Origin of the sequence: Curtobacterium sp. MMLR14_010, from assembly GCF_001865015.1 — a bacterium.
Lineage (GTDB): Bacteria > Actinomycetota > Actinomycetes > Actinomycetales > Microbacteriaceae > Curtobacterium.
On sequence record NZ_MJGV01000079.1, the window covers coordinates 86079 to 108640 of the forward strand.

Consider the following 22562-nt stretch of genomic DNA (forward strand, 5'->3'; position numbering starts at 1 on the left):
GAGCCTCCAGTCCGGTGGTGGGCTGGTTCCGCGCGATGGCGAGACGGCTCAGTTGCCGCCGTCACCACCGTCGTCGTCGCCCTGGTCGTCACCCGAGTCGTTCGTCGGTGCCGGCGGGGCGGTGGGTCGGTCGGAGGCGGCGCAGTAGGTGAGCGTGACCGTGCTGCCCTGGGCGACGTCACCCGACGGCGCGCTCTGCTGCGTCACGGTGCTGCCGGTGCACGAGTACGTCGGCTGCGGCTGCACGGTGAGGCCCAGTCCGGCGAGGGTCGCGTTGGCGGTCTCGAAGGGCTGCTGCAGCACGTCCGGGAGCTGTACGAGCCCGTTCGACACCGTCAGGTTCACGACCGTGCCCTTGGTGTGGTTCGACCCCGAGGCGGGATCGGAGCCCAGGACCGTTCCGTCGGGGACGGTGGTGGAGTAGTCGGACGTGATCGACCCGATCGCGAAGCCGGCGGCCTTCAGGGACTGCTCGGCGTCGTCCTGCGCCTTGTTCGCGACGTCGGGCACCGCGATCTGCTGCGGTCCGAGGGAGACCACGACACGGATGTCCTGCTGCCGGGCGACCGGTGTGCCGGAGCCGGGCTCGGTGCGGATGACCGACCCACGCGACACGTCGTCGGAGTTCTCCTCGACCCGCATCGGCTTGAGGTCGCGCTGCTTGAGCGCGCCGGACGCCGAGGTCCAGCTGGCGCCGACCACGTTCGGGACGTTCACCGACGACGACACCGGAGCCTGGCCGGGCTGCAGGTTCGCCACCCAGAAGCCGACGCCCGTGATGACCGCGATCGTCAGCAGGATGCCCACCCAGATCCACGCGACCGGCGGACGGTTCTGCGTGCGCTGGGGACGGTGCTCCTGCGTGTCGTCGAGCTCGCGGAAGGCGACCTCGGAGTTCGTGGTGGTGCGCGGGTTGACCCCGAAGAGCATCGTGGAGGCGTCGTTGGCGTGCTGCTGCTGGAGCTTCTTCGTCGACGCCGGCACCTGGCCCGCTGCCGCCTGTTCGAGGTCACGGCGGAACTCAGCCGCGTTCTGGAACCGACGCGTGCGGTCCTTCACCAGGGCGTGCAGGGTCACGGCGTCGATCGCCGGGGACACCACCGGCGTGATCGTCGACGGGGGGACGGGCTGCTCGCTGACGTGCTGGTAGGCGACGGCGACGGGCGAGTCCCCGAGGAACGGCGGGCGGCCCGTGAGCAGCTCGAACAGGACGACGCCGGTGGAGTACAGGTCCGTGCGGGCGTCGACGGTCTCCCCGCGTGCCTGCTCCGGCGAGAAGTACGACGCGGTGCCGAGGATGGACGTGGTCTGCGCGACCGTGGCCGAGGTGTCGGTGATGGCGCGGGCGATGCCGAAGTCCATGACCTTGACCTGGCCGGTGGTGGTGACCATGACGTTGGCGGGCTTGATGTCCCGGTGGACGACGCCGGCGCGGTGGGAGTACTCGAGCGCGGTGAGGATGCCGCTGGTGATGCGGACGGCTTCGGCCTGTTCGACGGGCCCCTCGGCGATGATCTCGCTGAGCGGTCGGCCCTCGACGTGCTCCATGACGATGAAGGGGACCTGGACCTCGGCGCCGGAGTTCTCGGTGACGGTCTCTTCGCCGGCGTCGTACACGCGGACGATCGTCGGGTGCGCCATGCGCGCCGCTGCCTGGGCTTCCTGACGGAACCGCGTGCGGAAGGCCGGGTCGTTCGCCAGGCTCGGCTTCAGGAGCTTGACGGCCACACGACGGCCGAGTCGCGTGTCCTGCCCGACGTGCACCGTGGCCATGCCGCCACGGCCGATCACGTCGCCGATCTCGTAGCGGTTGGCGAGGAGGGTGATCCCCGCGGTCACACCTTCAGGCACGTACTCCTCCGAATGTCCGTCCGGGCAAGTGTACGACAGGGGTCCCTGACGAGACGCTGGCCGGAGGGCCGTCCGGGCAACCGTTACCGGAACGGTGTGGACGGCCCTGCGGTCAGGATCAGAGCGAGTCCTGCGGCCCGTCGGTGGCGCTGGGGGTCGGGTCCGGCGACGGGGTCTCGGTCTCGACGGGTGCCTCCCACGTGGCGGAGGCGGGGTCCGAGTTCTCCGACGCGGTGAGGTTGCCGCAGGTCACGTTGTAGACGAACGAGACGGCCTGTCCAGCGGCGTCGGCCTGCACGTCAACGGCCTTCGACGAGGTCGTGCCGGACGTCGCACCCGAGCTGTCCTTGCCGCCTGTGACGCTCCACGCGTACTCCTTCACCGTGTAGCCGGTGGGGCAGGTGGCGTCGGTCCAGGTGAAGGTCACGGCACCGTCGCTCGACACCGGGCCGGCGCTCGGCGTGTTCGGCTTGTTCACCGTCGGCGGCGCGGTGTAGCTGCGCAGGGTGATGAGCGTCCCCTCGGCGACGCTCCCCGTCGGCGTGATCGACTGCACGGTGTTGGCCTGGTCGGCACTCGGCGCGGCGTCGCCGTCCTCGACGGTGACCTCGAACCCGAGGTTCCGCAGCGCGGCCTGGGCCTCGGTGGTGCTGCGTCCGACGTAGTCGCTCTGGTTGACGAACAGCCGCTCCTGCGTCGGGGAGGGCGTGGACGTCCGCGTCGGTTTCGGGGCCGCGCTGCTCCTGGAGGGGCTCGGCGTCGGCTCGTCGGCCTGGTTGGCGAAGGCGAACGCGGCTATGACGGCTCCCGCGATGATGATCACCCCGAGGGCCACGACCCACCAGATCCACGCGCGGCGCTTCTTCGGGGAGTCGTCCTCGTCGGTGACCGGCGAGCTCGGCGTGCGCGGACCGCCGCCGACGGTGCTGCCGGCCTGGGTGCCGATGAGGGCGGTCGCAGCGTCGTTGCCCCGGGGCGGGTTGAACGCGACCGTGCCGGCGCCGCCGAGGGCGGGGACCGCGACGGTGGCCGCGGCGACGTCTCCACGACGGAGCGCCTGGGCCGCACGGGCCAGGTTGGCGGCCGTCGCCGGACGGTCGGCCGGCTTCTTCGCGATGCAGGAGATCACGAGCGCGGCGACCGGCTCGGGGACGTCCCCGGGGAGCGCGGGCGGCTGCTCGTTGATGTGCGCCATCGCGATCGCGACCTGCGACTCACCCGTGAAGGGACGACGACCCGCCAGGCACTCGTACGCGACGATCCCGAGCGAGTAGATGTCGGTCGACGGCGACGCCGGGTGTCCGCTCGCCTGTTCCGGCGAGAGGTACTGGACGGTGCCCATGACCTGGCCGGTCGCGGTGAGCGGGACCTGGTCGGCGATGCGGGCGATGCCGAAGTCGGTGATCTTGACGCGGCCGTCCGGCGTGATCAGCAGGTTGCCCGGCTTGATGTCGCGGTGGACGAGGCCGACCGCGTGTGCGGCCTGCAGTGCGTTCGCGGTCTGCGCGACGATGTCGAGGACCTTGTCGACGGGCAGGGTGTGCTCGCGCTCGATCATCGTCGAGAGGGCCTCGCCGGGGACGAGCTCCATCACGAGGTAGGCGCTGCCGTCCTCCTCGCCGTAGTCGAAGACGTTGGCGATGCCCTCGTGGTTCACGAGCGCGGCGTGCCGGGCCTCGGCACGGAAGCGCTCGAGGAACCCGGGGTCGCCGAGGTACTCGTCCTTGAGGATCTTGAGGGCGACGGTCCGTCCGATGACGAGGTCGGTCGCCTGCCAGACCTCTCCCATGCCGCCGATGGCGACCCGGGACGAGAGTTGGTACCGCCCACCGAAGGTGAGTCCGCTGGTGGGTCTCATTTGTTCAGCACCGCCTCCATGACGTTCTTCGCGATCGGGGCCGCGACCGTGTTGCCGACGCCGGACTGTCCGAGCCCGCCGCCGTTCCCGACGACGACCGCCACGGCGACCTCCGGGTCCTTCGCGGGCGCGAACCCGGTGAACCACAGCGTGTAGGGGTCACCCGTCCCGCCCTCGGCCGTTCCGGTCTTGCCGGCGACGTCGACCCCGTCGATCTTCGCATTGGTTCCGGTCCCCGCGTTGACGACGCTCTGCATCGCCTCGGTCAGGTCAGCGGCCTCGGAGTTCGACAACGGGCTGCTGTACTGCTTCGGCGAGAAGGACTGCACGGTCTTCAGGTCGCTCGTGGTGATCGAGTCGATGAGCGACGGCTGCATGACGTTCCCGCCGTTGGCGATGCCCGCGGAGACCATCGCGATCTGCAGCGGGGACACGCGGACGCTGGCCTGGCCGAAGGAGCTCAGCATGAGCTGGGCCGTCGAGTCGACGTCGGGGTACTGGCTCGCGGTGGCACGCATCGGGACGTCGATCGCGTCGCCGAAGCCGTAGTCGTCCGCTGTCGCCTTGATCGTCTCGTAGCCGAGCTTCTGGCCGAGCTCCGCGAACGGGATGTTGCACGAGTTCTGGATGGCGACGCGGAGCTTGACGGTGTCGCCGCCGCCGCACGAGCCGCCCTCGGCGTTGTTGATGTAGCTGTTCGTGCCGGGCAGCTGCAGGCGCGACGGGTTCGGGAACTCGGAGTCGAGGTCGTACTTGCCGCCCTTGAGTGCGGCGGACGCGACGATGAGCTTGAAGACCGATCCCGGCGTGTAGAGGTCGCCGCCGATCGCGCGGTTCTGCAGCGGCGTCGGCGTCTGCGCCAGGAGGGCGTCGTACTGCGCCTTGACGGCCTTGGTGTCGTGGGAGGTCAGCGAGTTCGGGTCGTACTCGGGCTTCGACACCATCGCGAGGATCTTGCCGGTCTTCGGCTGGATCGCCACCACGGCGCCGCTGTTGGCGCCGAGGGCGTCGTAGGCAGCTCGCTGGACGTCGGGGTCGATCGTCAGGTTGACGTTGTCGCCCTGGACGTCCTGCCCGGTGAGGATCGAGTTGAGGTTCTGGAAGAACGAGTCGTCCGAGTTGCCGGACAGGACGGTGTTCTCCGCGCCCTCGATGCCGGTGTTGCCCTGGCCGATGGTGAAGTACCCCGTCACGGCGGAGTACAGCGCACCGTCGGCGTACTTCCGCTGGTACCGGTACTGGTCGTCCACGGCCGTCGACTCGGCGATGGGCGTGCCGTTGACGAGGATCGCACCGCGCTTGGTCGAGTAGCTGTCCTGGATCGTGCGGGAGTTGCGGGGGTCGGCCCGGAGCGAATCAGCCGCGAAGAACTGGATCGAGGTCGTCGACACGAAGAGGGCCACGAACATGAGCACGACGATCGTGGAGACGCCGCGGAGCTGCCGGTTCATCGACGCGCCTTCCTGCTGCGCCCGCGAGCCGTCCGGCCGATCGCGTCACCACGACCGGACAGGACGCGCTGTTCCGCGGGGATGGAGTCGGTCAGTCGCAGCAGCATCGCCGCGATGATCCAGTTCGCCACCAGGGACGAACCACCGGCGGCCATGAACGGGGTCGTCAGGCCGGTCACCGGGATGATCCGGGTGATCCCGCCGACGACGACGAAGACCTGCAGGGCGATGGTGAACCCGAAGCCGATGCCGAGGAGCTTGCCGAAGTCGTCCTGCGCCATGAAGCCGACGCGGATGCCCCGGGAGACGAGCACGATGAAGAGCGCCAGGATCGCGAAGACCCCGATCAGACCGAGCTCCTCGCCGAGTGACGCGATGATGTAGTCCGCCCGGGCGACCGGCGTGATGTAGGGGCGGCCCTGACCGAGGCCGGTGCCGGTGATGCCGCCGTTGGCGAAGCCGAACAGCCCGTTGACGAGCTGGAAGCTGGCCTGCGTCGGGGCGTTGTAGACGGCGTTGTCGAAGGGGTTCAACCACTGCTCGAAGCGTCCGTGGACGTACTCGAGCACGTTCGCCGCGACGAGGGCACCGCCGACGAACAGCACGAGGCCGATGACGACCCAGCTGAGCCGGGCGGTGGCGACGTAGACCATCACGAGGAACAGGCCGAAGTACAGCAGCGCGGTGCCGAGGTCACGCTGGAACACCAGCACGCCCATCGCGACGCCCCACACGATGAGGATCGGGCCGAGGTCGCGGGCACGGGGGAACGTCATGCCGAGGAACCGCTTGCCGACGATCGACAGGCTGTCCCGTGCGGTCACGAGGTACCCGGCGAAGAACAGCGCCATCGTGATCTTCGCGAGCTCGCCCGGCTGGAACGAGAACGGCCCGACCTTGATCCAGACGCGGGCACCGCCGATGTTCTGGCCGATGCCGGGGAGGATCGGCAGCAGGAGCAGCGCGATCGTCAGGAACATGAAGATGTACCGGTACCGCTGCAGGAACCGGTGGTTCCGGACGAGGACCAGGGTGACGATCGCCAGGACCATCGCGAGGACGGTCCAGACGATCTGCTTGAGGCCGAAGGACGTCCAGCCGAGGTGGCCGTCGTGGATGTCGATGCGGTAGATCTCGGCGATGCCGATGCCGTTGAGCACGAGTGCGACGGGCAGGATGAACGGGTCGGCGTTCTTCGCGACGATCCGCAGGACCACGTGCATGACGAGTGCCAGCCCGAGGATCGAGCCGCCGGCCCACAGCACCGAGGTGTCGAACAGCCGGCCCTTCGTGCCGAGCTGCACGAGCACCATCGCTCCGGCGCAGATGCCACAGGCGATGACGAGCAGCGCGAGCTCGAGGTTGCGAGCGCGTGCTGGCTCGCGGAGCTTGATCGTGATCGCCTGCGTGAAGGACTGCTGCGCGGTGGCGGTCATCGTGAACCCCTCGTGGCGCTCGGGGACGGCGAGGGCGACGGCGACCTCGTGGAGCTCGGGCTCGGCGTCGGGGACGGCGATCCACCGGAGCCGCCCGTGCCGGACTGGTCCTGCCCGGTCCGCGCTGCGGTCCGCAGCCGGTCGACGATCGCACGGGCGTCGGAGAGCGACTGCGCGTTGATCGTCGAGCGGACGTTCTCGCGGGTGTACGGCGGCAGGTCGGAGACCTCGACGCCGGAGTCCTCGTAGACGTCGGACAGTGCGAGCGGGCCGATCTGCTGCTGCACGCCCTTGTAGATCGCGACCTGGCCCCGGTCGGAACCGACGTAGTAGTGGTCCTGCACGATGCGCCAGCCGAGGAACACGGCCCCGACGAGGGCGGCGACGGCGAGCACGAGCGCGATGGTCCAGGTGATCCGGCGACGCACACGGCGGCGACGGTCCTCGGCGATGAGCTCGGCGAAGTACTGGTCGCTCTCGGGCTCGAAGTGCGAGTCCTCGGGGGCGGTGGTGACCTTGAGCGGGTGCAGCAGGATCGTGGGGAGGCGGATCGGCTTGCGGCCGGTCGACGCCTCGAAGGTGAGCGGTGCCGCAGCCGACCCGACCGTGGTGGCCGCGTCGTCGTCGTCCTCGGTCGGGACGGTGTCGGTGACGTCCATCACGACGACGGTCACGTTGTCCGGGGCGCCGTGGTCGAGCGTCTCCTTGACGAGCCGCTGCGTGACCTGGTTGGCGTCCATGTTCGACGCCAGCGCATGGCGGATGCGTTCCTCGGCGAGGTACGAGGACAGCCCGTCCGAGCAGAGCAACCAGCGGTCGCCGGGCCGGATGTCCATGATCGCGGTGTCGACCTCTGGTGCCGCGTCGACGTCGCCGAGCACGCGCATCAGCACGGAACGACGCGGGTGCACCGCCGCTTCCTCGGGGGTGATGCGTCCGCTGTCGACGAGGCGCTGAACGAAGGTGTGGTCCGACGTGATCTGCTGCAGTTCGCCGTCGCGGTGGCGGTAGATCCGGGAGTCGCCGATGTGGGCGATCGCGAGCTGGTCGCCCACGCGGATCATGGCGCTCACCGTGGTGCCCATGCCCGTGAGCTCCTGGTGCTCGAACACGGTCTCGGTGATGAGCTGGTTCGCGGCGATCAGTGCCGACTGCAGGGCGAACTCGGCGTCGTGCGCGGAGGGGAACTCTCGGTCGACCTCACGGATGCGGCGGATGGCGATGGCCGAGGCGACGTCGCCGCCCGCATGACCGCCCATGCCGTCCGCGACCGCGAACAGGTGCGCTCCCGCGTAGCCGGAGTCCTGGTTGTTGGCGCGGATGCGCCCGACGTGGGACACAGCGGCGCTCAGCGTACGAGCGGTCATCCCGGGCTACCGCCGCAGCTCGAACGTGGTCGTCCCGATGGTGATCGGCGTGCGCTCGGCCACGGTGACCGGGGAGGTCACCTTCTGCCCGTTGACGAAGGTGCCGTTCGTGGACTCGAGGTCGATGACGACCCATCCGGACGACTGCAGTTCGAGTCGCGCGTGGTTGGTGGAGGTGTAGTCGTCGCGGATGACGACGTTGCTCTCGCTGGACCGGCCGACCGTGATGGGTCCGCGGCCGAGGGGCATCTCCATGCCCTCACGCGCGCCCTCGGTGATGACCAGTCGGGTGGCGACGTCCGTGGCGGAGGGCCCCGGGCCTCCCGCTCGGCTCTGGTCGATCAGCTCCGTGAACGCGCCGGCCCCACCGCCGGCCGCCGAGGCGGCGCCGCTGGCGGGGATGGTCGGTGTCGTCGGGCCGGAGGGAGCGCCCTTCGGGTCCGTGGGGATCGTCCGGACGCGCTGGCCGAAGAGGTCGCTGCGCAGCGCGAAGACGATGACGAAGACGAACAGCCAGAGCACCGCGAGGAACGCGAAGCGCAGGACGAGCAGGGTCAGTCCAGTGGTCATCGCGCACCTCCGTTCTCAGGGATCACCCGGAACACCATACGGGTACGACCGATCTCGATGGTGGAGTCCGGCTCCACGATCGCCTGGTCGAAGCGGCTGCCGTTCAGTTTCGAGCCGTTCGTGGAGCCGAGGTCGTTCGCCTGGGCGCGCTTGCCGTCCCACACGATCTCGACGTGCTTCCGGCTGGTCCCGGTGTCGGCGACGGTGATGTCGGCGTCCGTGCCGCGGCCGATGACGGTGCGTCCGCGCTGCAGCTTGTGCCGCTGCGAGCCGATGTCGAGCACGGCGACCCAGGCGACGTCGCGCTGCACGGTCGTGGCGTCGATCTGCAGGATCCCGGTGGACAGGGTGCCGTCCTGCTGGAGCCGGATGGTGACGGGGCCGGAGAACGAGTAGTTCTGCGCCACCGCGTGCTGCTGCACCATCTGCGTGAGTTCGTCGATCAGGGGGCGGCCGACGTCGTTCATGCGCGTGAAGTCCGGCGGTGCGAGCCGCACGCTGAACTCGTTGGGCACGAGGATCCGGTCACGGGAGACGACGGCGGCCTTGGTGTCGAGCTCGCGTCGGAGCGCGCTGGAGATCTCGACCGGCTGCACGCCGGAGCGGAAGGTCTTGGCGAACGTCCCGTTGACGGCGCGTTCCAGTCCCCGCTCGAAGCTGTCCAGCAGTCCCATGGGCTCCCACGTTCTCGGTCGATGACCTCTGCATGGTAGTCGGCGTCAGCTGGGGCAGTCTGTGCGTGGTAGTGTTCCATGGCTGGCGCGAGTGGCGGAATTGGTAGACGCGCACGGTTCAGGTCCGTGTGCTGGAAACGGCGTGGGGGTTCAAGTCCCCCCTCGCGCACCAGGCAAGACGAAGGCCCCGATCGAGAGATCGGGGCCTTCGTCGTTCGAGGGGCCTCCGTCGTTCCCCGGGGCGTGTCTCCACAGGGGCGCCGTCCCGGCGATCCGTCCACAAGCGCTCCGTTCCCGGGCGCCCCGCCGACCCCTTCGGCCTACGGTGGCCGCATGAGCCCTCAGCGCGTGGTCGTCATCGGCGGCACCGGACACATCGGCACCTTCCTCATCCCGCGGCTCGTCCGCGCCGGACACGACGTCGTCAACGTCAGTCGTGGGACACGGTCGGCCTACGTCGACGCCCCGGAGTGGGAACAGGTCGAGCAGGTCGTCGCCGACCGCGAGCAGGAGGACCGCGACGGCACCTTCGGCGAGCGGGTCGTCGGACTGCGTCCGGACGTGGTCGTCGACCTGGTGTGCTTCACGCTCGAGTCGGCCGTCGCGCTCGTCGAGCGGCTGCGCGGCACCGGCGTGCACCTGGTCCACTGCGGCTCCATCTGGCGCGCGGGTCCGAGCTCGGTGCTGCCGATCACCGAGGAGAACGGCACGGCGCCCGTCGGCGAGTACGGCGTCGAGAAGGACCGGATCGCCCGGATGCTCAAGCAGGAAACCGCCGATGGTGGTGTCGTGACGACGTCACTCCACCCCGGCCACATCAGCGGTCCCGGCTGGATGCCGATCGGTCCGGTCGGCAACCTCGACCCTGGCGTGCTCCGCACGCTGTCCGCCGGGGAGTCGCTCGCGATCCCCGGGATCGGCGCGGAGACGATGGCGCACGTGCACGCCGACGACGTCGCCCAGGCCTTCCAGCTCGCGGTCGAGCACCGGGACGCCGCCGCCGGTGAGGACTTCACGGTGGTGGCCCAGGACGCGCTGAACGTCCGTGGGTACGCCTCGCTCGCGGCGTCCTGGTTCGGCCAGGAGGCCCGGCTCGAGTCCGTCCCGTTCGACCGGTTCCGCGAGACCACCGACCAGGACGCGGCGCAGGCCAGCTGGGACCACCTGTCCCGGAGTCAGGTCTTCAGCATCGACAAGGCACGCCGCCTGCTCGGGTACGAGCCGCAGCACACCGCGGGGGAGACCGTCGAGGAGGCCGTCCGCTGGCTCGTCGAGCACGGCGAGCTCGAGGTCGCCACGTCCTTCACCACGCCGGGGCGTTGGTGAAGGTTCGGCGACAACCTTCACCAACGCCAGGGCGTTGGTGAAGGTTCGGCGCGATCCTTCACCAACGAGTGCCTGCCGGCAGCGCCACGAACGCCGCCCAGACGTCGGCGCGCGTCGCGAACAGGCCGAGGTCCCGACCGAGCAGACGGCCGGCGTGTTCGACGCGGGCGCGGGCCGTGTGCCGGTGGACGCCGAGGACCCGGGCGGTGCGGTCGTACTCGCAGTCCTGTTCGAGCCAGGTCCGGACCGTGCGGGTCAGGTCGGTGCCGGCGTCGGCGTCGTGGTCGACGAGGGGTGCGAGGAAGGCGCGGGCGATCGGTCCGGCCTCGGTGTGGGCGAGGTGGGCGAGGACGCCCTCGCGCGCGAGGTCGCCGAACTCGACGATGCCGACGCGGCCCTCGCGGCTGCGGCCGAGTGCCTGGACCGCCTGGGCCCTGGCCCGCGCGAAGTCGGCGTAGGGGACACCGTCCGACAGGCCCGCGTGCAGGTCGTGCTGCTCGACGAGTCGGTCGACGGGGCCGGTGTCGTCGGCACTGACGCAGACGAACAGGGCGTCATCGACCGCGAAGAAGCAGTGTCCTGGACGGTCCTGCACCCAGAGCTCGAGCAGGTCGACGACCCGGTCGACCTGCTCGTCGGCGACGTCGAGGGCCGCGACCCGGACCGGTTCGGCCGGCAGGGGTCCCCAGAGCTGCCGGGCGGTGGTCTCCACGACCGTGGGGTCGCCCGAGGACAGCATCGTCAGGAGCCCGGTGCGGAGGAGTCCCCGGGCGCGGGCGAGTTCGCGGTTCTGCTGCAGGGCGAGCCCGGCCAGGGCGATGACGGCGGTCACGACCTCGCGCCCTGGCTGGTCGAGGACGCTCGTCGCGATGGCGAGGACGCCGCTGAGGTGGCCACCGGACCCGAGCGTCTGCAGGGTGAACCGCCCGGTGGCGGTGCGGACCGGGAGGCTCGCCCGCTGTCCGCCCCGCAGCAGGCGGACGCTCTCCGCCTGCAGCTGGTGCTGCTCGTCCTCGGTGATGCCCCGGGTGGGGAAGGAACGGTCGAGCCGACCCGACACGTCGAGCAGGCCGACCCAGCAGTCGAGCTGGCGGGAGAGTTCGGCGATCGTGGCGCCGAGGCCATCCGGGCGCATCGCGGCGTGTGACACGGCACGCTGCGCGGCGACGGACCAGTCGCGCCTGGCGTTCGCGTCACGGGCGACGGCGTCGGCGTTGGCCTGAGCGACCTGGATGAACGAGGTCTCGTACGGCACCTCGAACAGCGGGAGCCCCCGGGCACGGCACGCGGCGACGAGGGGGTCAGGGGTGCCGGCGCGGACGACCTCGGTACCGAAGCCGAGGGCGACGACGCCGCGGGCGCTGAGCCGTTCGACGTAGGCGTCCACGGGGTCGGACGGGACCTCGGGGTCGGCGCCGAACTGGGTGCCGGTGGTCAGGAGCGCCTGCCCTGGGGTCAGGAACGGGGTGGGGTCGGGGAGGTCGGAGCTGTGCAGCCACGACACCGGGGTGTCGAGGGCGGCGGGGTCATCGGTCGGTGTGAGCAGTCGAAGCCGGAGGTCGCGGCGGTCGAGCAGGGAACGCAGCGTCGCGGACATGTCGTCACTGTATCCGCGGTGTCGAACTTCGGGCAGGGTGATGGACACGGCGGACAGTGATGCTGCTCCGGCCCGGCTCCTAGCATCGGGCGCATGTCCACCGTCACTGCGCCGCGCACGGCCACCGGGGGCCCCGGCCTGCCGCAGGAGCGCCGCCTGGTCACCGCCGTCCCCGGTCCGCGCTCGCAGGAGCTCCTCGCCCGCAAGGCCGCCGCCGTGCCGAGGGGCGTCGGGGTCGCCGTACCGATCGCCGTCGTCGCAGCGGGCGGTGGCGTGGTCGTCGACGCCGACGGCAACTCGCTCATCGACCTCGGCTCGGGCATCGCCGTCACGTCGGTCGGCAACGCGGACCCGGCCGTCGTGGCCGCCGTCACCGCGCAGGCCGAGGCCTTCACGCACACGTGCTTCACGATCGCCGCGTACGAGGGCTACGTCGAGGTCGCCGAGGCGCTCAACCGCCTGACCCCTGGCGACCACGAGAAGCGGACGGCACTGTTCACCTCGGGCGCCGAGGCCGTGGAGAACGCGGTGAAGATCGCCAGGAGCCAAACGGGTCGGCAGGCCGTCGTGGTGTTCGACCACGCGTACCACGGCCGGACCAACCTCACGCTGGCGCTGACCGCGAAGAACCAGCCCTACAAGAGCGGGTTCGGGCCCTTCGCGCCCGAGGTCTACCGCGTCCCGATGTCGTACCCGTTCCACGACGGGCTCTCCGGCGCCGAGGCCGCCGCCCGCGCGATCAGCCAGATCGAGAAGCAGGTCGGTGCCGAGGACACCGCGGCCGTCCTCATCGAACCGATCCAGGGCGAGGGCGGCTTCGTGGTGCCCGCCGAGGGGTTCCTGCCGGCGCTCGCCGCCTGGGCCCGCGAGCACGACGTCGTCTTCATCGCCGACGAGGTGCAGACCGGCTTCGCCCGCACCGGCGCCATGTTCGCCAGTGAGCACGAGGGCATCGTGCCCGACATGGTCACGACCGCGAAGGGCATCGCCGGCGGCATGCCCCTGTCCGCGGTGACCGGGCGCGCCGAGATCATGGACTCCCCGCAGGTCGGCGGCATCGGCGGGACGTACGGCGGGAACCCGGTCGCGTGCGCGGCTGCCCTGGCTGCCATCGACGCGTTCGAGCACGGCGGGCTCGCCGAGCGTGCGCGGGCGATCGAGACGATCGTTCTGGGCGCGCTGCGGACCGCGCAGGCGCAGGACCCGCGCATCGGTGACGTCCGCGGCCGCGGTGCGATGCTCGCGATGGAGCTCGTCGACCCAGCGACGGGCGAGCCGGACGCCGGCCTGACCGGGCGGGTCGTCCGGTACGCCGCGGAGCACGGGGTGATCGCGCTGACCGCGGGGACGTACGGCAACGTCGTCCGCTTCCTGCCCCCACTGTCGATCGACGACGCCCTGCTCGCCGAGGGCCTCGGCGTCGTGCTCGACGGGCTCGCCACCGCGTGACGACCACCCACACCGAGTACCGTCACGACTCGGCACACCACCACGAGCCAGGGAGACGCACGATGATCCAGAGAGACGTCGTCATCATCGGCGCCGGCGTGACCGGACTGATCGCCGCGACACGACTCCGTGCCGCGGGCCGCACCGTCGCCGTGCTCGAGGCCCGCGACCGCGTCGGCGGCCGCACGTGGACGGACCAGGTCGACGGCGTCACGCTGGAGATCGGCGGGCAGTGGGTCTCGCCTGACCAGACCGCCCTGCTCGAGGTCCTCGACGAGCTCGGCCTGCAGACCCACGACCGGTACCGCGACGGCTCGAGCGTCTACGTCGACGCCGAGGGCACCCGCACCGAGTACACCGGCGACATCTTCCCGCTGCCCACCGCGACCGCGAACGAGATCGAGCGGCTGGTGGACGTCGTCGACGGTTTCGTGGCGCAGGTCGACCCCGCGCGGCCCTGGGAGGCACCCGATGCCCGGCAGCTCGACGCCGTCACCTTCCGCGACTGGCTGCACGGGCTCAGTGACGACCGGGTCGCCACCGACAACGTCGAGCTGTTCATCGCCGGCGCGATGCTGACGAAGCCCGCGCACGCGTTCTCCGCGCTGCAGGCCCTGCTCATGGCCGCGTCCGCCGGCAGCTTCGCGAACCTGGTCGACGCCGACTTCATCCTCGACAAGCGGGTCGTCGGCGGCATGCAGCAGGTCTCTGAACGGCTGGCGGAGCAGCTCGGCGACGACGTCCACCTGGACGCGCCGGTCCGCACCCTGCGGTGGTCGACCACGGACGGCGAGGACGCGGTCGTCGCGCTCGCCGACGGTGGCATCGAGGTGCACGCGCGGCAGGCGCTCGTGGCCGTGCCGCCGCCCCTGTACGCGCGGATCTCGTTCGAGCCACCGCTGCCCCGACGCCAGCACCAGCTCCACCAGCACCTGTCGATGGGCTTCGTCATCAAGGTGCAGGCCGTCTACGACCGGCCCTTCTGGCGCGAGGCCGGCCTGTCCGGCACCGCGTTCAGCCCCTACGAGCTGGTGCACGAGTCCTACGACAACACCACCCACGGCGCGACGCAGGGCACCCTGGTCGGCTTCGTCTCCGACGAGCACGCCGACGAGGTCTCCGCCCTGCCGGCGGAGGAGCGGCGGGCCCGGATCCTGTCGTCGCTGGTGCACTACTACGGCCCCGAGGCCGCCGACCCCGTCGTCTACCACGAGAGCGACTGGGGCACCGAGGAGTGGACGCGCGGCGCCTACGCCGCGAGCTTCGACCTCGGTGGGCTCAGCCGGTACGGCGCCGACCAGCGGGCAGCGGTCGGCCCCCTGCGCTTCGCCTCGAGCGACCTGGCCGGAGCCGGCTACCAGCACGTCGACGGCGCGGTCCGCATCGGCCGCGAAGCGGCGGCCGAGATCGCCACCGTCCTGCCGCAGCCGGTGGTGCGGTAGTCAGGACCACCTGACGGACTGGAGGCCCGGTGTCGGCTGGCACCGGGCCTCCCGTCCGTGCCGTGGTCGGCCCCGTCGGTCAGTGACCGTGTGGACGCGGGTCGCGCTCGAAGGTGATGACGTAGAAGCCCTGGATCTGCTTGCGGGTCTCCTCGTGCCAGCGGTTGGCCTCGAGCAGGCGGCGCATGGTCGTGGGCTGCTTGCTGGTCAGGCCGCCGACGTACCAGATGCGGTCGACCTCGACCGTGCTGGGGAGGCGGTGGAGCGGCGTGCGCTCGGCCCAGAGCTCACCGATCGAGGCACCCGAGCGGACGAGGGTGAGGTCCTTCATCCCCGCGAAGGCGTCCGGGTACGAGGACGCGACGTACTCCGTGGTGCGGATCGGGTGACCGGGCAGCGGGCCGTACCAGACGCCGTCGGCACCGACGTCGGGGAGCGCGGCGCGCTCGCGGGTGATGTAGTCGACGGTGGCTGCCCAGTGCGACCCGGACTTGTGCAGGGCCTGGCGCTGCTGGACCCACGTCGGCGCTGCGAGTGCGGCGACGAGGGCGACCCCCACCACGACCGCGACCAGCGACACGACGCGCCACCGGAACACGGTGATGCCCATCGCGATGAGCAGGGCGACGAACGGCGTCGTGAAGGTCAGGTAGCGGGAGTTGTAGAGCGGCTGGACCAGGACCGACACGGCGATGACGGCGACGATCGGCAGCACGACCGCCGGCAGGGCGATCTCCACGGCGACGATCCGGGTGCGCAGGCTCGGGACGGCGAAGGCGGTGACCAGCCCCACGAGCATCAGCGCCCCGCAGACGTACGCCATCCGGGTGGAGTCGCCGAAGTTCTGCTGCACCAGCACGGAGTTCGCCAGGCGGGCGTTCAGCTCGAGCTTCGTGCCGATCCAGTAGAGCTGCTTCGAGGCCTGTCCGGACGTCATCAGGACGAGGGGGACGACCCCAGCCCCGGCGACCGCGGCGGCGACGAGCCAGGAGACGAACGCCCGCCGGACGGCGCCCTGCTGCCGACGGGTGCCCAGCCAGATGAGTATCGTGACGCCCTGCGCGACGACGAGCAGCGCTGAGTACAGGAACATGTACGACCCGAGCAGGGCGACGACCGCGTACCCGAGCCACAGCGCCCAGGCACCGGCACGCCGGTGGATCGTCCGGTCGGCCGCGAGGACGAACACGAGCGCGAGGGCGATCGCCAGCATCATCGAGAAGGCGTACGAGCGGCCCTGTAGTCCCGCGGACGTGGTCCGGGGCAGCACGGCGAAGACCAGGCCGGCAGCGACGGCCGCGTGGCTGCTGCCGGTGATCCGCCGCGCCAGGACGACGAGCAGGCCGGCGCCGACCCCGATGACGACGGCACTCGGCAGGCGGAGCAGGGCGAGGTCGTACGGGACCAGTCCGAACCAGAGGTGCATGAGCGCGTAGTAGGTGCTGTGCACGCCGTCGACGTTGTGCGCCATGTGCCAGAGCTCGGGCAGGGACCGCCGGGCGGCGCTCATCGTCGCGGCTTCGTCGACCCCGGCCGGGGAGTTCCAGGCGCCCAGGAAGGACACGACGGCCGCGACGAGGCCGACGACGACGCTGGAGAGGACCGGGCGTCCGGCCGTCCTGGAGGTCCACTGTTCCTGCACGGAGCAACGGTACTGGGGGCGACCTGACGTCATGCCGGGTGTGATGGCCGGCGGAGCCGGCTCGTGATGCGGAGGTGTTCAGCCGACCGGGAGGCTCGGGGCCGGCTGGCACCGCGCCTCCCGTCGCGGTGTGTGGCTGGGTCCGTCGGACCGTCAGCCGATGCGGACCAGCTTCTCGTTGACGAACGCGGTGGCGCCCAGGGCGCCGAGCTCGCGGCCGAAGCCGCTGGCCTTCACGCCGCCGAAGGGGAGCTCCGGGCTGTCCGCGCCGACGATGTTGACGTAGACCATGCCGGCCTCGATCCGGTCGGCGACCCGGAGCGCCTGGTCCTCGTCGGTGGTGAAGAGGTACGAGCCGAGGCCGAACGGGGTGTCGTTGGCGAGCCGGACGGCGGCGTCCTCGTCCGCGACGCGGTGGACGACGGCGACGGGGCCGAAGAACTCCTCGCGGTAGGCGTCGTTGTCGGGTGTGACGTCGGTCAGGACGGTCGGCAGGAAGGCATTGCCCTGGCGCTCACCGCCGGTGACGACGGTGGCGCCCTGGGCCCTGGCGGCGTCGAGCTGGTCCTGCAGCCGGTCCGCGGCGGCGGGGGACGACAGGGGGCCGAGCTCCGCGCCAGGGGTGGTGGGGTCCGTGGGGGAGACGGCCGACATCGCGGCGGCGAACTTCGTCAGGAAGGCCTCGTAGAGGTCGTCGACGACGAGGAAGCGCTTGGCGGCGTTGCAGACCTGGCCGTTGCCCTCGAGCCGGGTGGCGACGGCCGAGGCGACCACGGCGTCCAGGTCATCGGTCGACAGGAGGATGAAGGGGTCCGACCCGCCGAGTTCGAGGACGACCTTGGTGAGGTTCCGACCGGCGATCTCGGCCACCGCGGCACCGGCGCGGGCCGAGCCGGTGAGGGAGACGCCCTGCACGCGGGGGTCGGCGATGACGTCGGCGACCTGGTCGTTCGTGGCGAAGACGTTCGTGTAGGCGCCGGTGGGGAAGCCGGCGTCGTGGAAGATCCCCTCGATCGCCAGGGCCGACTCCGGGCACTGCGGGGCGTGCTTCAGCATGACGGTGTTGCCGACGAGCAGGGCCGGGCCGGCGAACCGGGCGATCTGGTACGCGGGGAAGTTCCACGGCATGATCCCGAGCAGCACGCCGACGGAGTCCTTGCGGATGAACGCGCTGCCGGTGCTGCCCGGGGCGAGCCTGATGGGCTGGTCGGCGAGGAACTCCTCGGCGTGGTCGGCCTGGAAGTCGTGGATGTCGGCGCAGAAGTCGACCTCGGCGAGGGCCTGGTCGATCGGCTTCGCCATCTCGCGGACGATCGTGGCGGCGAGGTCCTCGCGGCGCTCCCGGTACAGCTGGGCCACGCGGTGTAGGCGCTCGGCGCGCTCGGCGACGGTGCTGGTGTCCTCGGCGTGGGCGCGGTCCGCTGTGGCGATGGCCGTGCGGAGCTCGTCGTCCGTGATCGTGGGGAACGTGCGGAGGACCTCGCCGGTGGCCGGGTCGGTGACGGCGTAGCCCGTGGCCGGGTCGGTGACGGCGGCGCCCGTGTCCGGGTCGATGGCGGCGTGGCGGGTGTCGCTCATGCGGTGTCCTGTCTCGTGCGGGCAGCCGGGGTCGACGACTGGGCAGCACCCTACCGATCGGGGGCCACCCATCGGAGGTGCCGCCGCGTCGAGCAGTCGCGCGGGTGGTGGACATCGCGGCTGGTCCCGGACCGCGTCGCTGGGAGTCACCGCCGAGGACGCTCAGTGTCCGCGCTCCGACCGGTGGCCGGTTCCCGGAGGACGTCCCTACGCTCTGGCTCCCATGCAGCACACGAAGCGTTCCCGTCCGGCCGTCGTGGCCACCGTGGTGCTGGTCGCCCTCGTCGCGGTCGGACTCGGCTGCTCCGCGACCTGGTGGACGCGGGCGACCGCCACGGCGTCGGCCCCCGCTGCCACAGCGTCGGGGTCCTCCGGAGCCGCTGTCCTGGCCACGCCGGCTCCGGTCTCGCACGGCGGCATCCCGGCGGCCGAGGCGCCCACCCGGGGCCCCGCCCCGGCGACACGCGACCTCACGAGGACCTGGACGGCCCCGGTCGGCATGCCCACCCACGGGCGGCTGCTGCGCGTCGAGATCCCGGGCACCGTGTCGCACTTCCGCGCCCGACGCGCCCTGGTCTACCTGCCGCCGGCGGCGCTCACCGCGGACCCGCCGCACCTGCCGGTCGCCGTCCTGATGTCCGGGCAGTCGCGTGGCGCCGGACCCGACGACGTCGAGAACGGCGGGCACATCACGGCGACGATGGACGCGCTCGCCCGGACGAACCGCGGTCTCGCGCCGATCGTCGTCGTCCCCGACCAGCTCGGCCCGCGGTCGGGCAACCCGATGTGCGTCGACGGTCCGCTCGGCGACAGCCGCACCTACCTGGAGCGGGACGTGCCCGCGTGGATCACGTCGCACCTCCGCGTGCAGACCGGGGCGGCGGCGTGGACCATCGGCGGGTTCTCGCAGGGCGGCACGTGCGCCATCCAGATCGGGGCGGGCGACCCGGCGCGCTTCGGCAACCTGATCGACGTCTCCGGCGAGGAGGCACCGAGCCGGGGCACCCTGGCGAAGACCATCGACGAGGGGTTCTCGGGCGATGCGGCCGCCTACCGCGCTGCCGTCCCGGCGGCGGTCCTCGCGGCGCACGAGCCGTACCGGGCGTCGAACGCGTTCTTCGCCGTGGGGCACGACGACGGCGCGTACGGGCCCGTCATGCCGGTGATGGCCGCACGGGCGAGGGCTGCCGGCATGCACGTCGCCACGTGGGTCGTCCCGGGTGCGAAGCACAACTGGACGACGGCGGGTGCGGGGCTCGCGGCGGGGCTGGCGTGGTTGATGCCGCGAACGGGGCTCGCGCCGAGCTGAGACGGCGGGTGCGCGTGGTCGGTGTCGTCGCGCGCGGCGCGCTTCGCGCGGGGTACGCACCCGTCGCGCGGCGCGCACCGTGAGGTCGCACTCCGTGTCGGGTCCGTCTGGGCGGAGGCGACACGGAGTGCGATCTCGACGTGCTGGTCGTTCGGTCAGTCGTCCTCGGTGGTGGTCACCGTCGCTGTTCCGGCCGCATCAGTTGTACGACGCGACACGGTTCGGTGCGGTGTTGCCCGCAGGGGTCGGGACGGCTCCGCCGATGCCGTTCACCACGCTGGAGATGGAGCCGACGTCGCCGAGGGACACCGTGACCAGGCCTCGGGCCTGCACCCCGGCCGTCTGCGGCAGCTCGAAGGCTCGATCCGCGTGCACCGACGGGTTCGTGTTGAAGAAGCAGTAGACGCCGCCGCCCCAGATCTGGTGCGTGGTCACGGTCGACGCGACCTTGTAGGCCGCGTACCCCGCGCCGGTCGGGCTCTGCCACGAGGCGTTGTCCGGCACGTCGTACGGCATCTCGTTCTGGAAGAAGATCGTCTTGCCGTTGTTGCCGTTCCACTGCACTTCGTACTTCTGGTAGTGCTCGACGAACAGCCCGGTGGCGAGGACGTCGTTGCCGTTCACCTCGACGCCGGTCGCGCCGGTGTTGACCGTCCAGCCCGTGGCCGCGCCGCCGTGGTCAGCACGCCACGCCCAGATGTGGTCGACCAGGGTGTCGTCGGCGTTGACCTGCAGCGTCGTGGTCGCTCTGCCCTGGATGCTCGAGCCGACGCGGAAGAAGACGTCCTGGGTGCTCTGCGGGTCGCCTGCGTGGTCGACGTGTGAACCGCTCGCGCCGAGTCGGACGAGCTGCGCGCTGTTCTGCGGGCCGGCGTCGACGACGAGGTTCGAGACGTTCACGCCGGCGACGTCGCTCGACGTCAGGACCGCGTTGCCGGCGGTCGGCACGAGCGTCGGGAAGCCGATGCCCGTCACGACCGTGTCCGCACGGGTGACGTTGAGCGCGGCGTTGAGCTGGTAGGTGCCCGGCGTGAAGAACAGGTTCAGGCCCTGGGCCAGCGCGCTGTTGATCGTCGCGGCCGAGTCGCCCGGGTGCGCCACGTAGAAGTTGCGCATCGGGATGTCGGTGCCGCCCGTGTTCGGCCAGGTCACACCGCTCGAGTTCTGCCGCAGTGACGGCACGAACACGTGGTACTTGTTCGACGAGTCGACGAACAGGTACGGCTTCTCGCGGGTCGTCGGCGTGGTGGCGAGCGTCGTGTAGCTCTTCGAGAAGTCGTTCGCGGGAGCACCCTGCACGCCCGAGAACGTCATGTTCCAGTTGCCGCCCTGCCACGACCCGAGGGTGGAGTTGCGCGTGTACCACTGCTGCTGCGACCCCGACGTGACCGTGCCGTCGACCTTCGTGTCCGCGATGTACCCGCCGGACGAGTACCCCTGACCGCCGTCCTGGTTCGACGGGCCCATGGTCAGGTTGCCCTTGACGTGCACCCGACGCATCGGCGCGGCCTGCGAGACGGCCCAGCGGTCGGTCCCGCCCTCCGGCACGATCGCGAGGTTCTCGACCGAGCGCCAGAAGTTCTGCGTGGCGTTCTTTTCGTCCCCGGCGTTCCACCCGGAGTCGACGTTGACCGCCCCGTTGATGGTGACGTCGTCGGGGTTCTTCCCGAGGCCGGCGACCGACGTGTAGAACCCGAGGTTCGCCCAGACGCGGCCGTAGGTCCCCGGCTTGAACAGGAACGCCGAGCGCTGCGACCCGAACTGCGCGGTCGGGCTGCGGAGCTGCGCGTTGAACGCGGCGTCGACGTCGGCCTGGATGGTCGCCGTCGGTGTCGAGGGCGAGTAGACCTTGACGTTGCTGCCGAAGTCCGGGGTGTCGCTCGTGGTGACCGCCTGCGCGGAGATCGCCGGCACGAGGGCACCGACCACACCGGCGCTCAGGGCGATCGCGAAGAGCTGTCTCATCCGTCGTTGCATGATGCTCGATCCGTCCTCGTGGAGCGTCGTTGCCCCACGCAACGGACGCTAGACCTGTTCGTGCGCACAGACAGTCGGACGTTGGGCGGACCAGTGCCGTCCCCCCGACGGTCGCGGTGTCCGGTCGGCGCGCGTGTCACCCGGGCGTCCAGGGAGGGCGGACCGGACGGGGGTTGCGTGGAGAACGTCAGATCTCAGGAGGACACATGAGCAAGACCTGGTTCATCACCGGAGCATCCAAGGGCTTCGGCCGCGAGTGGGCGGAAGCCGCACTCGAGCGCGGCGACTCGGTCGCCGGGACCGCGCGCAACCCCGACGACGTGCAGGACCTCGCCGACCGGTACCCGGAGACGTTCCTGGCGTTGCAGCTCGACGTCACCGACCGCGACGCCGACTTCGTCGCGGTGCAGCGTGCCGCCGAGCACTTCGGCGCACTCGACGTCGTCGTGAACAACGCCGGCTTCGGCCACTTCGGCATGGTCGAGGAACTCACCGAGGACGAGGTCCGCGCCCAGCTCGAGACCAACCTGTTCGGCGCGCTCTGGGTCACCCAGGCCGCGCTGCCGATCATGCGGGAGCAGGGCTCCGGGCACGTCATCCAGGTGTCGAGCATCGGCGGCATCAGCGCGTTCCCCACGGTGGGCGCGTACCACGCGTCGAAGTGGGCGCTCGAGGGCCTCTCGCAGGCCCTGTCGCAGGAGGTCGCGGGCTTCGGCATCCACGTCACGCTCGTCGAGCCCGGCGGGTTCTCGACCGACTGGTCCGGATTGTCCTCGAAGCGCAGCACCGAGAACCCGGCCTACGCGGACGTCCGCGAGGCCGCGTCGAAGCGCCCGTCCGCCGCCGACCCGGGCAAGCCCGAGGCGACGCGGCCGGCGATCCTCGCGGTCGTCGACGCCGAGCAGCCGCCCCTGCGGGTGTTCTTCGGCAAGGCCCCGCTCGGCATCGCCGAGAAGGACTACGAGTCCCGCCTGGCGACCTGGCGCGAGTGGCAGCCGGTGGCCGAACAGGCCCACGGGTCCTGACGGGTCACCT

General features: G+C 71.1%; 16 protein-coding genes and 1 tRNA gene. 6 read left to right on the plus strand and 11 right to left on the minus strand.

All coding sequences use genetic code 11. The features are described 5' to 3' along the window. Positions 1-48: 48 nt before the first annotated feature. The 7 genes from pknB to BIU98_RS15560 form a co-directional block, all read right to left on the minus strand. The gene (gene pknB / locus BIU98_RS15530) at positions 49-1851 is read right to left on the minus strand and encodes a Stk1 family PASTA domain-containing Ser/Thr kinase (protein ID WP_302847982.1); all 1803 of its coding nucleotides are present in this window, start codon (positions 1849-1851) and stop codon (positions 49-51) included. Between the two features lie 118 nt (positions 1852-1969). After that, complete coding sequence (locus BIU98_RS15535) at positions 1970-3709, minus strand: serine/threonine-protein kinase (RefSeq protein ID WP_071278543.1); 1740 nt, start codon at positions 3707-3709, stop codon at positions 1970-1972. Further along, on the minus strand, positions 3706-5160 hold the full coding sequence (locus BIU98_RS15540) for a penicillin-binding protein 2 (protein ID WP_071278546.1): 1455 nt from the start codon (positions 5158-5160) through the stop codon (positions 3706-3708). The genes BIU98_RS15535 and BIU98_RS15540 overlap by 4 nt, the downstream gene beginning before the upstream one ends. Continuing rightward, positions 5157-6596, minus strand: a complete 1440-nt coding sequence (locus BIU98_RS15545; protein WP_071278548.1) for an FtsW/RodA/SpoVE family cell cycle protein — start codon at positions 6594-6596, stop codon at positions 5157-5159. The genes BIU98_RS15540 and BIU98_RS15545 overlap by 4 nt, the downstream gene beginning before the upstream one ends. Next, a complete protein-coding gene (locus BIU98_RS15550; RefSeq protein WP_071278551.1) occupies positions 6593-7963 on the minus strand; it encodes a Stp1/IreP family PP2C-type Ser/Thr phosphatase in 1371 nt (456 codons plus the stop codon). The genes BIU98_RS15545 and BIU98_RS15550 overlap by 4 nt, the downstream gene beginning before the upstream one ends. 6 nt (positions 7964-7969) lie before the next feature. Beyond that, complete coding sequence (locus tag BIU98_RS15555; protein ID WP_071278553.1) at positions 7970-8533, minus strand: FHA domain-containing protein; 564 nt, start codon at positions 8531-8533, stop codon at positions 7970-7972. Beyond that, positions 8530-9207, minus strand: a complete 678-nt coding sequence (locus BIU98_RS15560; protein ID WP_071278555.1) for a DUF3662 and FHA domain-containing protein — start codon at positions 9205-9207, stop codon at positions 8530-8532. Before BIU98_RS15560 ends, BIU98_RS15555 begins: the two co-directional genes overlap by 4 nt. A gap of 85 nt (positions 9208-9292) precedes the next feature. Between BIU98_RS15560 and BIU98_RS15565 the strand changes: the two genes are divergently transcribed. Continuing rightward, positions 9293-9379, plus strand: a tRNA-Leu gene (locus BIU98_RS15565). 161 nt (positions 9380-9540) lie between these two features. Beyond that, the gene (locus tag BIU98_RS15570) at positions 9541-10533 is read left to right on the plus strand and encodes an NAD(P)-dependent oxidoreductase (protein WP_071278556.1); all 993 of its coding nucleotides are present in this window, start codon (positions 9541-9543) and stop codon (positions 10531-10533) included. 58 nt (positions 10534-10591) lie between these two features. Here the strand turns inward: BIU98_RS15570 and BIU98_RS15575 are convergent, their stop codons facing one another. Next, the gene (locus BIU98_RS15575) at positions 10592-12130 is read right to left on the minus strand and encodes a PucR family transcriptional regulator (protein WP_071278557.1); all 1539 of its coding nucleotides are present in this window, start codon (positions 12128-12130) and stop codon (positions 10592-10594) included. A 93-nt stretch (positions 12131-12223) separates the two neighbouring features. On the opposite strand from BIU98_RS15575, the gene gabT reads away from it, so the two are divergent. Then, positions 12224-13579, plus strand: a complete 1356-nt coding sequence (gene gabT / locus BIU98_RS15580) for a 4-aminobutyrate--2-oxoglutarate transaminase (RefSeq protein WP_071278558.1) — start codon at positions 12224-12226, stop codon at positions 13577-13579. After that, a complete protein-coding gene (locus BIU98_RS15585; protein WP_302847983.1) occupies positions 13576-15021 on the plus strand; it encodes an NAD(P)/FAD-dependent oxidoreductase in 1446 nt (481 codons plus the stop codon). The genes gabT and BIU98_RS15585 overlap by 4 nt, the downstream gene beginning before the upstream one ends. Positions 15022-15100: 79 nt before the next feature. Here BIU98_RS15585 and BIU98_RS15590 read toward each other — a convergent pair whose 3' ends face one another. After that, on the minus strand, positions 15101-16663 hold the full coding sequence (locus BIU98_RS15590; RefSeq protein WP_071278560.1) for a hypothetical protein: 1563 nt from the start codon (positions 16661-16663) through the stop codon (positions 15101-15103). A 153-nt stretch (positions 16664-16816) separates the two neighbouring features. Next, positions 16817-18241: an NAD-dependent succinate-semialdehyde dehydrogenase gene (locus BIU98_RS15595; RefSeq protein ID WP_083393313.1), complete on the minus strand. Its 1425-nt coding sequence runs from the start codon at positions 18239-18241 to the stop codon at positions 16817-16819. Between the two features lie 223 nt (positions 18242-18464). Between BIU98_RS15595 and BIU98_RS15600 the strand changes: the two genes are divergently transcribed. Next, positions 18465-19550: an esterase family protein gene (locus BIU98_RS15600; RefSeq protein WP_071278563.1), complete on the plus strand. Its 1086-nt coding sequence runs from the start codon at positions 18465-18467 to the stop codon at positions 19548-19550. Positions 19551-19748: 198 nt separating this feature from the next. On the opposite strand, the gene BIU98_RS15605 is transcribed toward BIU98_RS15600, so the two are convergent. After that, a complete protein-coding gene (locus BIU98_RS15605; RefSeq protein WP_071278564.1) occupies positions 19749-21515 on the minus strand; it encodes a hypothetical protein in 1767 nt (588 codons plus the stop codon). A 218-nt stretch (positions 21516-21733) separates the two neighbouring features. Between BIU98_RS15605 and BIU98_RS15610 the strand changes: the two genes are divergently transcribed. Beyond that, positions 21734-22552, plus strand: a complete 819-nt coding sequence (locus tag BIU98_RS15610; RefSeq protein ID WP_071278566.1) for an SDR family oxidoreductase — start codon at positions 21734-21736, stop codon at positions 22550-22552. Positions 22553-22562: the final 10 nt, after the last annotated feature.